Source organism: Corallococcus silvisoli, assembly GCF_009909145.1.
Taxonomy (GTDB): Bacteria; Myxococcota; Myxococcia; order Myxococcales; family Myxococcaceae; genus Corallococcus; species Corallococcus silvisoli.
The window spans coordinates 929,856-943,094 of record NZ_JAAAPJ010000001.1 but is presented as its reverse complement, the minus strand read 5'-3'; the positions used below and the strand labels follow the sequence as shown (position 1 = coordinate 943,094).

The window sequence follows — 13,239 nt, the reverse complement described above, 5'->3', positions numbered from 1 at the left end:
CTTGCCGGGGCCATGGCTTCCGATCAGGTTGCGCGACGCGTCTTCGTCGGCCTCATCCTGCTGTCCATCCTCCTGCTGTGCCTGGTCATCCGGCCGTTCGCGGAGGCGCTCTTCCTGGCGGCCGTGCTGGCGGGCGCCTTCCATGGCCTCTACACCCGGCTCAAGCGGCGGGTGCGCGGCCACGGCTCCGTGTCCGCGGGCGTCATCGTCACCGGCGTCCTGCTGGCGCTGCTGCTGCCCCTGGGCGGCCTCACCGCGTTCGTCGTCGCCGAGGTGTCCGCGGGCGCCCGGTTCGTGACGCAGACCGTGCAGGAGAGCGGCGTGGAGGGGCTGGTGGGCAAGCTCCCCGACGGCCTCCAGGCCCCGGTGAGCAAGCTGCTCCAACGGCTGCCGCTGGAGCAGGCCCAGCTGGACCAGAAGCTCCAGGAGCAGGTCACGAGCCAGGGCGGCACGGCGGCCAAGGCCGTGACGGGAGCGGTGGCGGCCACGGGCACGCTCATCCTCCAGACGACGCTGATGCTCATCGCCCTCTACTTCTTCCTCACCGACGGCGCGCGGCTGGTGCAATGGCTGGAGAGCGTGTCACCGCTGCGGCGCGGACAGACGCAGGAGCTGCTGCGCGAGTTCAAGAACACGTCCGTGTCGGTGCTCGTCTCCACCGTGGCCACCGCGGGGGTCCAGGCCGCGGCGGCGCTCATCGGCTTCCTCATCGTGGGCGTGCCCGCGGCCGTGTTCTTCACGGGCCTCACGTTCTTCTTCGCCCTCGTCCCCGCCGTGGGCGCCGCGGTGGTGGTGCTGTTCACCGCGGGCCTGATGTTCCTCAGCGGCCACCCCTGGGCCGCGCTCTTCCTGGCCATCTGGGGCGTCGTCGTGGTGGGGCTCGTGGACAACATCGTGAAGCCGTTGCTGGCCCGCAAGGGCATGAACCTGCACGGCGCCATCATCTTCTTCGCCTTGCTGGGCGGCCTGGCGGCGTTCGGCGCCGTGGGCCTGCTGCTGGGCCCGCTCATCGTCGCCTTCTTCCTCTCCGTGGTCCGCATCTACGAGCGCGACTACGGCCGGCCCAACGGCCGGGTGGGCGACCCGTCCACGCCGGGCGGGCCGCCGGTGGAGCCCGGCGGCCATCGCGCCGTGCTCACCTCGGAGTCCGGAGCGCCCCTGGCCGACGTGGACGTGCCGCCCGAGCATTGACCGCCGTCAGGGCGCGGACTTCCTCGGCGCGGTCCCCTTCGCGGGCGCCGGAGCGGCTTCCGGGCCCAGCTCCCGGAACGCGTCGCGCACCCCCTCCGGAGAGGCCGCCACCTTCGCGGCGACGCGGCGGGCCTCCGCGGGCGACAGCCGTCCCAGCAGGCTGCGCTCCAGGTGCTGATCCACGAAGGCCTGGGTGGTGTCCTCCTTCAGGTCCACCATGTCGCCCTTCGCGTCCAGCACCGGCACCACGCGCGGAGAGTTGAGCAGCAGCACGGTGGGCACATCCACGGCCTTCACGCGGCGGGCGACCTCGTCGCGCAGCTTCGGGTCGAAGTGGATGCCCTTCTCCTGGACCAGCGCGCGGATGCCCTCGTAGTCACCGGTGGCCTTGATGACCATCAGGCGGGACAGCAGCGCGCCCACCGCCTCGCGCATCTTCGCGAAGTCCGGCACCGTCAGGTACGTGCGGCCGTTCTCCACCACCGGCTTCACCGCGCCCTGCTCCTCCAGGAACGTCACCGTCATCTGGTGGCCGCGCTGGTGGTCCTCCTCGAAGGCGTTGCCCGTCTCCACGCGGCGCAGGTTGGTGAGCCCCTCCACCAGGAAGTCCCGGTACATCTGCCGCGCGATGGCCTCGTGGTCCGGCGACAGCTCCGCGAGCGCCGGGTCGAAGGCGTGCCACAGCGCCACCAGGTCCGCCCGCGCCTCCTCCAGCGTGTTGTCGTACTCCTTGAGGAAGACGGACGGGGACTGGCCCTTGAGCTTGGGGTCCACCTGCCCGGAGGCATGGCCCAGCACCTCATGGAAGGCCACCAGCCACTTGCGCGCGGTGACGGAGTACTTCTGCGCCTGCTCGCGGTCCTCGGCCGTGCGGGAGAACTCCAGCGCCAGGGGCAGCCGCGTCACGGCGGAGGCCGCGTCCATGACGTTGGTGATCATCACGCTCTTGCTGCCGTACTTCTCCCGGATGTGCTGCTCGTTGGGCAGGTTGATGCCCGCGGGCGGCTCCGGGTTGGACGTGATGAGGTTGATGGCCTTGGCGACGGGCGGCGCGACCTTCTTGCGGCGGTACTTCTCGGGCCAGGGCAGCCGGTCCTCGAAGTACTGGGCCTTGCGGCCCATGAGCTCCATGATCTGGTTCTCCTTCGCGTCGCGGTAGTTGACGAGCGCCTCCCACTGCCCCTTGTGGCCGCGGGGGTCGACGTACGTCTCGATGAAGCCCAGGTTGGCGTCCACCTTGGGGTCCACCTTGAGCCACGCGATGTTGTAGGCGTCCCAGTCCTGCGGGCTGCCCGTCTGGAAGTAGCGCACGAGCTTGCCCAGCGCGACCTTCTGCGCGGGCTCCGCGGACTTCATCGCCTCCTGGAGGTGGGCGATGACGCGCGAGAGCTCCTTCGCGTACAGGCCCGGCTTGACCTTGCCGTCCGGCGTGCCCGCGCGGAACACCTGCTCCACCAGCTTGCCGTTCTGCTTCACCACGCGCGAGTTGAGCGGGTACTTCTCCCGGAAGCCCACCAGGTCCTTCTCCGTCACGCCGGGGCCATAGGCGGTGTTGGAGGAGGCGGTGAGCAGGTCCTGGCCCGGCGGCGGGGCCTTGGAGGTGAGCTGCGGCTCGAAGGCCGCGTCGAAGAGGGTGGGCTTCAGCTCCTGGAGCCAGGCCTGGAGCCCCGCCTCGTCCTTCACCGTCCAGGGCGCGCCGGCCGCGAGGGCGCGGGAGGCGCCCGCGGCAAGCTGCTCGGCGGTGAAGGCCGGGACGAACTTCTGGCCGGTGGTGCTGTCGTGGTTGCCGCCGTGCCCGTAGAAGCGCAGCAGGTAGTCCGCCAGCTTCGCGTCGAAGCCGGACGCGGCGCTCTGCGCATCCCGGCCGAACAGCCAGACGCCCTCCAGCAGCTGCTTGGCCGGCACCAGCTTCCAACCCAGCTGGTCATACGCGATGTCCTCCCCCGCGTGCGCCGCGAGCGTGAGGGACCACGCCACGCGCTTCTCCGCGAGCGACAGCTCCGCGACGCCCGGCGCGAACATCTGGGCGACGGCGGTGTTTCCGGAGCGGGCCCGGAGGAACCTTCCGCCAGGGACCGTGAGGGTGGGCTGCGCGGTCTGGGCGAGTCCTGCATCGGGTGGGGTGGAGGGCGCGGCGGCGAGGACGGCGGCCAGCAGCAGGGGCTTCATGAAGGCTCCAGGGAGACGTGACGGGTCGTGGCTACCGCGCGCGGGAGGTGGACTCAAGCGGCGCGCGGCCGAGCCCGTCGCGGCTGGACAGAGTGCCCGTTGGGGGGTCCCCCTGTCCTAGGATGGGCGCCCTTCTCTTGGAGACATCATGGTGCGTGTTTCTCGCTTGCCCCGGCTGGTGTTGTTGCTTCCCCTGTTGACGCTGCTCGGCACGGTGGCCTGTGGCGACGATGAGCCGACCACCCCCACCCCCGACAGCGGCTCCCACACCGTGGACGCGGGCACGGATGCCGGCATCGACGCGGGTCATGACGCAGGCCCTGGCGCGGAGACGGACGCGGGCGCCGACGCGGGCCCGGAGCTGGACGGCGGCATCGACGCGGGCGCGGAGACGGACGCGGGCACGGAGGCGGACGCCGGCACCGACGCGGGCACGGTGACGGACGCGGGAACGGAGGCGGACGCGGGCACCGACGGTGGTGTGGCGTGCACCCCGAGCGGCTGGGTGGATGAGCCGGCGGACCTGGGCGTCATCACCAACCGGTCGCTCGACATCCTGGTCCGGCTTCGCGCCATCCCGGGCCTCGCCGTGCAGGAGAACCCCAACGGCGTGAACGTGCCCACGGGCTACCGCCTCTTCGTCATGAAGTACAACCAGCCCGCGGACCACGCGCACCCGGAATGCCAGCGCTTCGAACAGCGCGTGACGCTGATGCACACGTCGGACGCGAAGCCGATGGTGCTCTACACGGGTGGCTACAATGTCTCGGTGGGGACCGGCCGCTCGGAGCCCGCACAGCTGCTGGCAGGCAACCAGATCGCCCTGGAGCACCGCTTCTTCCCGCCCAGCATCCCGACCCCCGCGGACTGGAGCCACCTCACCATCCGCCAGTCCGCGGATGACTTCCACCGCATCACCCAGGCGCTCAAGCCCATCTACACCGGCAAGTGGGTGTCCACCGGCGGCAGCAAGGGCGGTGAGACGGTGGTGTTCTTCCGCCGCTTCTACCCGGATGACGTGGACGCCACGGTGGCGTACGTGGCGCCCATCGCCCGCCGCGATGACGAGCGCTTCCCGGCCTTCCAGGACACCGTGGGCGGAGCCGCGCAGGCCGCCTGCCGCGAGCGGCTGTGGGCCTTCCAGCGCGAGGTGCTCTCGCGGCGGGAGCGGATGCTCGCCCTCGTGGACGACTACGCCCGCACGGAGGGGCTGACGTACACGCAGCTGGGCCGGGAGCTGGTGCTGGAGCACGCCGCCATCGAGACGTACTTCGCCTTCTGGCAGTACGACGCCCCCTCGCGCTGCACCCAGAACATCCCCGACGCCACCGCCACGGATCAGGAGCTGTTCGACGCGATGGACTACGAGGTGGGCATGGGCTCCTTCGCGGACTCGGGCATCGCGCCCTACGCGGCCTACTACTACCAGTCCGCCCTGGAGCTGGGCTGGCCCCAGCCCTACGAGGCGCACCTGGGCGCGCTCATCCACTTCCCGGGCACGGACACCGGCGACGTGTACTCGCCGCCCGGCATCCCGTTCGTCTTCCGTCCCCAGGCCATGCCGGACATCCAGGACTGGGTGTCCACCCAGGGCAACCGCCTGATGTTCATCTACGGCAGCCTGGATCCCTGGACGGCGGCGGCCTACTCGCTGGGGAGCGCGCAGGACTCCTACTACTACACCGTGCAGGGCGGGAATCACGGCGCGCGCATCAGCCTGCTCCCCACGCAGCAGCAGGCGGAGGCGAAGGCCACCCTCAACCGCTGGATGGGCGTCGCCCCGCTCAAGCGCGCCCCCAAGGTGTCGCTCGAGGACGAGCCGCCCCTCTTCGCGCCGCGCCTGCCGCCCCGGCTGCGCGAGGGCTCGCAGCCGTAGCGCGCCCCCCAAGGCCGTCCCGGGATGATGCCGGGGCGGCCCGGGGCATCGAAGCCGCCCTGCCGCGCCGTCGCGGCCTGGGCGGAGGATGTTCAGCGAAGGACCGCCCCCGGGCTTCCGGAAGGCCGCCCCGAGAGGCGGACTTCCGGGCCGGGCGCGGGCGGCCGGAACGCGGAGCGCGTCCCGGCGACGCCGCCTAGAACGCGGTGCCGTTGGCGCGCTTGCCGGGCGAGCTGCCCGTGCTGGCCAGCGACGTGTGCAGCACGAAGCTGCCCGTGGCGCTCACGTCCGGGCTGCGGTTGGCGGACACGCCGTCCGTGCTCGCGAGCGACGACGCGAACACCACCGAGTCCACCGTGGTGCCCGCGCTGTTCTTCACCGTGACGGTGTCCCCGCTGTTGGACAGGCCCAGCGTCCCCGTGGACGCGGCCACCGCGCCCACCGTGCCCGCCGGGATGCCGGACGCGCCCCCGAACACCACCACCGCCTTGCCCGCGGCCACCGTGGTGCCGCTGGCGAAGGTGTGCCGCACGTTCGTGCTGTCGGACACCGTCCAGCCGCTCACGTCCACCGCCGCGGTGCCGCTGTTGACCAGCTCCACGAACTCGCCGCTCACGTCCGAGCCCGGCTCGTTCAGCAGCACCTCGTTGATGAACAGGGTGCCCGTACCGCCCGAGCCGCCCCCCGTGGTGATGGTGAAGGCCCCGTTGTTCAGGTCACTGACGGAGGCATCGCTCGCGTCGCTCACCCGCACCCAGGCGTTGGTGCTGGCGCTGCCAGGAACCGTCCACGCCACGCTGCCCGCGGACGCGCTCGTGCTGGACGTCACCGTCGTCCAAGAGGAGCCGTTCAGCGAGTACTCCACCTTCACGTTGGAGATGCCGGACGCCGTCCAGGTGATGGTGTGCGCCGAGCCGCCCACCCAGCTCTCACCGCCATTGGGCGACAGCACCGTCACGGAGCTGGAGACGGCGTCCCCCGGGATGAGGAAGTCCTTGATGACGCCCATGTGCTGCATGCCGGTCGCGCCGCTGTCACCCGCCACCGCCGGCGAAATCTCCGAGATGGGCGAGTACACGCGCGTGTCCACCACCAGCCCGCTGGCGAAGGTGCTGGAGCCGATGACGACGGACGTCTGGTAGGGGCGCAGGTCGCTGTCCACCAGCACGTGGTCGTACGGCGAGCTGCGGCCCGCGTTGGTGTTGGTGTTGCCGTTGCGGTCCGCCGGGTACGGCGACGCCGTGTTCACCACCTGGGAGAAGGTGCTCAGCGCCGCCTCGCTGCGGCTGCTGGTGTTGAAGTCACCGCCAATGACCAGGTAGTCCCCCGCCGGCACGTTGGCGTTGATGAACTTCACCAGGTTGGTGGCCTCCGTGTTGCGGACGCTGGCGTTGGTCGTCAGCAGGTGCACGCTGATGGCCCACAGGTCCTTGGGCCCCGGGATGTCGATGCGCGCCCACGCGAAGTCCCGGTTGGACACCTGCGTGTCGTCCCACTCACCGGACGCGATGATGGGGTAGCGGCTGATGATGCCGTTGGGGATCTGCGCGCCCCCCTCACGGTAGTACGAGAAGCCCGTGCCGAAGGCCGTGTCCACGAAGCTGCGGATGTCCGCCGCGGAGTCCGTCTTGTAGTTGAACTCCTGGATCATCACGACGTCCGGGTTGGTGCCCTGGAAGATGCGGATGCCGTGCCCGGGGTCATAGTCCTGCCCGTTGCCGCTGCTCAGGTTCGCCGCCATCAGGCGCAGCCGCACGTTGGCCAGCCCATCCTCGCGAGCGACGAGCTCGGGCGCCGTCGCGCCGTCGTCCAGCTCCGCCGGCCCCCCGCAGGCGCCCAGCACCGCGAACGCCAGCGTGAAGGACCACGCCCGCAGGGAGGCGGAGGGCCGCCGGAAGAGGTCTTGTTTCAGGTTCACGATGTTTCATCCTGCTCCCGGGAAGCCCAGGAGCCATAGAGGTTCAGGGACGTCACGGCAGGGCCGCGTACGCAGTATTCCGCGTACACGACGCCTCCGCCGTTTATCCGTCACATTCCTCGAAACGTTGCGTGACGACGGTCCCCGGCCCGCGCGCCGGCCCGTCCTGTTACGCATTGTTACATCGCGGCCGTGGTGGACAGGGCGACGAAGGCGTAGCGCAGGCCCTTGCCCAGGGTGACGAAGAAGACAAACGGCACGGGGCGCACGCCGACGAAGCCGCCGGCGAGCACGAACGCGTCCCCCAGGATGGGCAGCCACGACATGAGCAGCGCGGGGGCGCCCCAGGTGCGCAGGTTCGCCTCCACGCGCGCCATGCGGGGGCCTTCCTTCTCCCGCCTGCGCGCCACCCAGCGGCCCACGGCCCCGCCGCCTCCGCGGGATACCCACTGGCCCAGGATGTAGAGCGTCACCGCGCCCAGCACGTTGCCCACGGTGGCCACCACGGTGGCCGTCACCGGCGGCGAGCCGTTGTAGATGAGCGCGGCGAGCATCGCCTCGGAGGGCACCGGCACCACGGAGCCCGCCAGCATCGCGACGAAGAACATCCCGGGGAGGCCCCAGGTGGACAGGGTGGACGGCTCGGCGGTCATGGGAGGCCTGGGGCCATACACCCAGGACCGGCCGCGCGTCTTGTCCGCCGTGTCCTGGCCGCGCCCGCCGCCCTGCCCTTCAGGGCCAGCGGGTGTCCGGCGCCGGGGGACTCAGGGGCCGCGACCTCCAGGGGGCTTGTAGGCGTGGGTAGGGGTCCCCATCGTCCCCGCCATGCGACGACCCACCCGGGAGCGGACAGGCATGCGGTCCATCGACACCGAGGACGAACGAATCGCGTCCCTGCTCATCGCCGACGACCCGGCGCCGCCCTCGGATGGCGCCAGGGACGTGGCGGTGCGGCTGCGCGACGGGCGCCGCTTCGTGCTCACCGTGCACACCCTGGAGGCGCTGGAGGCGCGGCTGGGGGGCGCGCCGTCCTTCGTGGCGACCGGCGTCGTCCTGGTGCGGCGGATGTCGGATGGCGCCGTGCTCCACGCGGTGCGCTCGGCGCTGGACCGGGGCGTGGAGCGGTTCGGCACGCTCCAGCCGCCCATCGAGGAGTAGCCGGGTCAGGGCGCGGAGGCCGCCGCGCTCAGGGGCCCCGCCACCTGGCGGCCCTGGCGCCAGACGCCGGTGATGCGGTCCACGGCGACGATGCTGGCCGCGGGGTCGCCTTCCACGATGAAGAAGTCCGCCCGGAGGCCCGGCTTGATGCGGCCCCGGTCCTTGAGCTTCAGCAGGTCCGCCGCGCTCCCGGTGGCCAGGGCCAGCGCCTGCACCGGCGTGAGGCCCGCGCCGACCAGCAGCTTCAGCTCCCGGTGCTCCGCGTAGCCGGGGATGCGCAGCGGCGTGGCGCCGGAGTCGGTGCCAAAGCCCACCTTCACGCCCGCGTCGTACAGCGCCTTCAGGTTGGCCTGGTTGGTGGAGAGGGCGTGGCGCGCCTCCGCGGCCTTGGGGTCCTGGAGCGTCTTCGTCCGCCACGCGTCGTCCTGGAACTGCGCGCGCAGGTCGGGGGTCAGCGCGGGTCGCAGCACGGGGTCGCCCACGAGCAGGGGCTGGTCCGCGTAGACGACGGTGGCCTCGTCCAGTTCGAGCGTGGGCACGTACCAGACGCCGCGCTTCTTCATCGCCTGGATGAAGGCCGCGTCCACGGGCTGGTCGCGCACGCCGTGCGCGAGGATGTCCACGCCCGCGTCCACCACGGCGCGGGCGTCCTCCAGGTCGTGGATGTGGGCGGCGACGCGCAGGCCCTGCTTGTGGGACTCGTCGATGACGGCCTTGTAGATGTCCGGCGGCATCTTCGGGAGCTTGCCCAGGAAGCCGTCCACCCAGATCTTCACCAGGTCCACGCGGTTCTTCGCCAGGGTGCGCACCGCCGCGCGGGCCTCCTCCACGGTGGCGGGGCGGAAGAGCTGATCCGGCGCGCTGCGCGTCATCGCCTGGGGCGGGCCGCCCTCCGGCACGCCGATGCCCTGCCCCGCGCCGAACAGGTCCGCGCCGCTGAAGGAGTCCGCGTGCGCCTCCTTGCGGAGCTCGTTGAACAGCGGCCGGTTCATGCCCAGCGCCGTGACGGTGGTGACGCCGTAGGCCGCGTACAGGCGCAGCTGCCGCTCGATGTTCTCGCGCGTGTAGTGCTCCGGGCCCACGGACGTGCCCACGCTCTGTCCCACGTGGCTGTGGTCGGAGATGAGGCCGGGCAGGAGCGTCCTGCCCTTGAAGTCGATGACCTCCGCGCCCTTGGGGACGGGGATGTGGATGGCGAGCCCCACGGAGACGATGCGCCCGTCGCGCACCACCACCGCAGCCTCCTCCAGCGGCGTGCCCCCGGAGCCGTCCAGCACCGTCCCGCCCCGGAAGACCTGCGTGCGGGGAGCGGGGGGCGCCGCGTGGGCGGACGGCATCAGCGCGAGGGCGAGCAGGGCGGCGGGCAGGAAGCGCGAGCGCATGAAGTCTCCGAAAGGATGCCCAAGAACCCTAGGAGCGGCCCGCGCTCGCGACAACCCTTCCCTGCCGGGGCTGACGTGCGAGGCGTCCAGGACGCGGCGGTGCTACAGGCCGGGTGCTCGCGCCGGCCCCGAGGAGGAGAGGACGGCGCATCGCGGCGATTTCATGACTTCCTCCGAGAAGCACGGCGCCGTGATTATGCTGCGCGCCCGATGGATGAACCCGGCCTGCAATATCCCGGAGAAGCCCTGCGCAGCTGGCTGCGTCAGTTCGCCAAGACACCCGTGGCCGAACCGACGCTGCGCCTGCTGGTCGTCCTGGCGGACACGGTGTTCTTCGCGAGCCTGGGCCGGGAGGAAGGCGAGGCCACGCGCGTGCGCATCGCCTACCACGCGCAGGGCTTGCAGGGCCTCCAGGCGGTGCGGGAGACGGTCTTCATTGGCGGCGCGAAGGGCAAGCGGCAGGCGTGGGAGACGCTGCCCCTGGAGCCCAAGTCGAGCATCACCGACTTCAGCGTGGAGGCGCTGGTGAAGATCGCGCCCGCGGCGTACCTGCCGCGCACGGCGGTGGTGGTGGGCCCGCGCGACGGCAAGCTGCGCATCCAGGGGCTGGCGCGCCGGGTGGAGTACACGGAGTTCCACGCCGAGGGCGAGGAGGACGTCTTCATCCTCTACGCGCCGGAGCCGGGACACCTGGTGGTGAGCACGCAGGGGCGCGAGGTGTTCCGCTACGAGCAGGGCGCGCCGGTGCCGCCGGGCCGGCGCGTGGCGCTGCACGACCTGCTGTTCCACGAGGACAGCGCGGTGCGCGCGGCGCTGATGGAGATGTGCTCGTCGCTGGTGGAGTCCCTGCCCAGGGTGCAGCCGCTGATGGGCGGCAACCGCGAGTGGTACGTGTCCAACGCGGTGCAGGGGCTCATCCGGAAGATGGGGGCGCTGCACCACGGGGGGCTCATCGCGTTCCTGCCCAAGCAGCATGACGTGGAGCGCTTCCGCACGCGCGGCAAGTACGTCCTGCCACAGGAGCAAGGCTCGCTCCTACGGGAGCGGCTGCAGCGGTTCGTCCAGGCGAGAGCGGACCTCATCAACGGCGCGTGGCGAGCGGAGGCCGGCAAGGCCGCGTCGCAGGAGGAGCAAGAGGATCCGGAGCTGAAGAAGGCCGCCGCGGAGCACGACGACAAGGCGACCGAGAGTGACTTCCAGGCGTTGGTGGAGAGCATCGGGCAGTTCACCGCGGTGGACAACGCGCTGGTGATGGGGCCGGAGCTGGAGGTGCTGTGCGCGGGCTATCAGATCGCCATCCCGCGCAGCGGTCCGCCCCAGGTGTTCGAGGCGCGCACGCTCCAGGGGAGGCCCGGGCCGCACTACCCCATCAGCCAGCACGGCTCGCGCCACCGCGCCGCGGCCGTCTTCGCCAACCAGCACTCCGGCGCCATCGTGTTCGTCGCGTCCCAGGACGGCCCGCTCCGCTGCCTGCACCGGCCCCCTGGCAAGAAGAAGGTGCTGCTCTGGAGCCTCCTGCTGACGGAGGACTGAGCGTGCGGGCGGCCCTGCTACCGTGCGCGCGACCGGGAGGCAGGCATGAAGCGGCTGGGGTGGGTGCTGCTGCTGGGAGTGCTCGTGTCGGGCTGCGCGACGACCCGAGGCGTGCGTCTGGAGATCGACGACGGCGAACGGGCCATCATCACGCCTCACGAAGGGGAAGGCGCGTCACTCTCCGCGACGCGCCTGGAGGAAGACGAGTTCGCGGCCGCCGTGAAGACGCTCGCCCGGGACGTGCGGCCGTTCGCCCAGCCATTGAGGGGTGCACGCGAGCTGTTTGGCCTGCCGGAGCGCAGCGGCGTGTTCGGGTTCCGGGAACGGACCCGTCAAATCATCCCGCTCGGAGAGGCGGAATCCCGCGAACTGCGCCTCCTTGACGCATCGGACGACCTGACGCGCGGCTACAAACAATGGTGCGCGAAGAAGCGCGAGCAGGCCGGTGATTGCCTGCGCCTGTTGGACGAAGGCCCGTTGCTGGGAAGCGACGGGCGGTACGCCCTGGCGATGGCCGTCGCGATGGACTCCGTCTGGCACGAGACGGCCGAAGCCCTGGAAGGCATCACGAACTCCCAGGCCCTCATGGCCACGGTGACGTCCACCGTGACGATGTACCTGTTGCTCTGGGCACTCCCAGAGCCAGTGTCCAAGGGGCTCGCCGCCCTCCTCACCGCCACGGCAATTGCGTACCTGGGTGTGGACACCGTCTGGACGCTGCTGGATGGCTGGGTGGCGCTGGTCCGCCACGTGGATCAGGCCACCACGTTCATGCAGGTCCATGACGCGGGTGAGGCATACGGCGAGGTGCTGGGACGGAACGCCGCGCGGATCTTCGTGATGCTGGCAACCGCGGCCCTGGGCAATACGGTAGGGCTCGCGATGAAGGCGCCGACACTGCCGGGCTCCGCGCAGGCCGCGTTGGCGGTGGAGACCCAAGCGGGATTCCAATATGCAGCCATGGGTAGCGTACGCTCCGTGGCGATGACCGCGGAGGGCTTCACCGTCGCGCTCGCGCCCAACGCGGTCGCGATGTCATCGCGCCCCGGTGGCGCCCAACGCCACCACCTGGCCACCATCCGGAATGAGAAGTCCGCGAAACAAGGTGGACCCTGGACCCCGCTCTTCCGGCGCATCTTCAAGCAGGCGGGCATGGAGCTAAAGGACCCGGAGAACATCGTCGAAATCCCCGGCCACCGGGGCCCACATCCCAGGGCGTATCATGAACGAGTCTATCGCCGTTTGAACGAAGCCACCGCTGGCTGCCGCACCATGGAAGCATGCCGAAAGGCCCTGACCATCGAACTGCGGACCCTGGCGAACGAAGCAACCACTCAAGGCTCCGTCATCAACCGACTGCTCACCCAGTGGCGCTGACGGAACGGACCATGGCGAAGCGCTACTTTGACTTGTCAGAGGACGTTGAGACTCCAGGCCGCTGGTACCTGGGGGATCCCGTCCATGAACAAGGGGTCGAGGTCGAAGACCCCTGGATGTTCCGAGCCGGCAAACCCGTGCATGTGCCAACTCGCCTCCGGATACCCATCGATGAGCCGGGGAGGCCCCTCGACTTTTCGGCTGCCGGCATCGGTCAGGCGCCCATCCTACACGTCAAGCTGGCCACCATTTTCGCGACCCTTGCGCCCAACGACGTCCAGCTGCTCTCGGTGGACATCCAGGGACAGCCCGAACAGTTCAGCATGCTCGTAGCCACTCGATTGATCCGCTGCATTGATGTTCATGCGTCTGAGGAAGCCCGGTACTGGGAGCCCGAGGACGGGCGGCCGGAAAAGCTCGGGCAGTACCGTTCCGTCTACGGCATGCGCATCGACCCGTCGCAGGTGGGCGACGCCAAGGTCTTCCGGACCTGGGGCTGGTCCATCGCCCTCATCGTCTCCGACGACATCAAGACCGCCCTGGAGCGCACGGGCGCCACCGGCATGCACTTCACCGAAGTGTAGGCCCCCCCTCTCGCGCGCGATCGCCTCCCTGCCCTGCGTCCGGCCCAAGCT

10 protein-coding genes are annotated in these 13,239 nt (G+C 70.7%); 6 read left to right on the top strand and 4 right to left on the bottom strand.

All coding sequences use genetic code 11. From position 1 onward, the window contains the following. Positions 1-12 precede the first annotated feature (12 nt). Complete coding sequence (locus tag GTY96_RS03800; RefSeq protein WP_161663857.1) at positions 13-1,191, top strand: AI-2E family transporter; 1,179 nt, start codon at positions 13-15, stop codon at positions 1,189-1,191. Between the two features lie 6 nt (positions 1,192-1,197). Here the strand turns inward: GTY96_RS03800 and GTY96_RS03795 are convergent, their stop codons facing one another. Then, complete coding sequence (locus tag GTY96_RS03795) at positions 1,198-3,360, bottom strand: dipeptidyl-peptidase 3 family protein (RefSeq protein WP_161663856.1); 2,163 nt, start codon at positions 3,358-3,360, stop codon at positions 1,198-1,200. 148 nt (positions 3,361-3,508) lie between these two features. On the opposite strand from GTY96_RS03795, the gene GTY96_RS03790 reads away from it, so the two are divergent. Further along, on the top strand, positions 3,509-5,236 hold the full coding sequence (locus tag GTY96_RS03790; RefSeq protein ID WP_161663855.1) for a S28 family serine protease: 1,728 nt from the start codon (positions 3,509-3,511) through the stop codon (positions 5,234-5,236). A gap of 196 nt (positions 5,237-5,432) precedes the next feature. On the opposite strand, the gene GTY96_RS03785 is transcribed toward GTY96_RS03790, so the two are convergent. Further along, positions 5,433-7,148 (bottom strand): lamin tail domain-containing protein, encoded by a 1,716-nt coding sequence (locus GTY96_RS03785; protein WP_201755871.1) that lies wholly within the window; start codon positions 7,146-7,148, stop codon positions 5,433-5,435. A 185-nt stretch (positions 7,149-7,333) separates the two neighbouring features. Continuing rightward, positions 7,334-7,807, bottom strand: coding sequence for a YqaA family protein (locus GTY96_RS03780; RefSeq protein ID WP_143898579.1), 474 nt, complete (start codon positions 7,805-7,807; stop codon positions 7,334-7,336). 202 nt (positions 7,808-8,009) lie between these two features. On the opposite strand from GTY96_RS03780, the gene GTY96_RS03775 reads away from it, so the two are divergent. Then, the gene (locus GTY96_RS03775; RefSeq protein WP_143898577.1) at positions 8,010-8,312 is read left to right on the top strand and encodes a hypothetical protein; all 303 of its coding nucleotides are present in this window, start codon (positions 8,010-8,012) and stop codon (positions 8,310-8,312) included. Positions 8,313-8,317: 5 nt separating this feature from the next. Here the strand turns inward: GTY96_RS03775 and GTY96_RS03770 are convergent, their stop codons facing one another. Beyond that, on the bottom strand, positions 8,318-9,694 hold the full coding sequence (locus GTY96_RS03770) for an amidohydrolase family protein (protein WP_161663854.1): 1,377 nt from the start codon (positions 9,692-9,694) through the stop codon (positions 8,318-8,320). Between the two features lie 210 nt (positions 9,695-9,904). Here GTY96_RS03770 and GTY96_RS03765 point away from each other — a divergent pair, with 210 nt between their 5' ends. The 3 genes from GTY96_RS03765 to GTY96_RS03755 are packed head-to-tail and all read left to right on the top strand — an operon-like array spanning position 9,905 to position 13,188. After that, positions 9,905-11,227 carry a putative sensor domain DACNV-containing protein gene (locus GTY96_RS03765; RefSeq protein WP_143898574.1) on the top strand — a complete coding sequence of 441 codons (1,323 nt, stop codon included), beginning with the start codon at positions 9,905-9,907 and terminating at the stop codon, positions 11,225-11,227. A 45-nt stretch (positions 11,228-11,272) separates the two neighbouring features. Next, the gene (locus GTY96_RS03760; RefSeq protein WP_161663853.1) at positions 11,273-12,604 is read left to right on the top strand and encodes an AHH domain-containing protein; all 1,332 of its coding nucleotides are present in this window, start codon (positions 11,273-11,275) and stop codon (positions 12,602-12,604) included. Between the two features lie 11 nt (positions 12,605-12,615). Beyond that, positions 12,616-13,188: an imm11 family protein gene (locus GTY96_RS03755; RefSeq protein WP_161663852.1), complete on the top strand. Its 573-nt coding sequence runs from the start codon at positions 12,616-12,618 to the stop codon at positions 13,186-13,188. Positions 13,189-13,239: the final 51 nt, after the last annotated feature.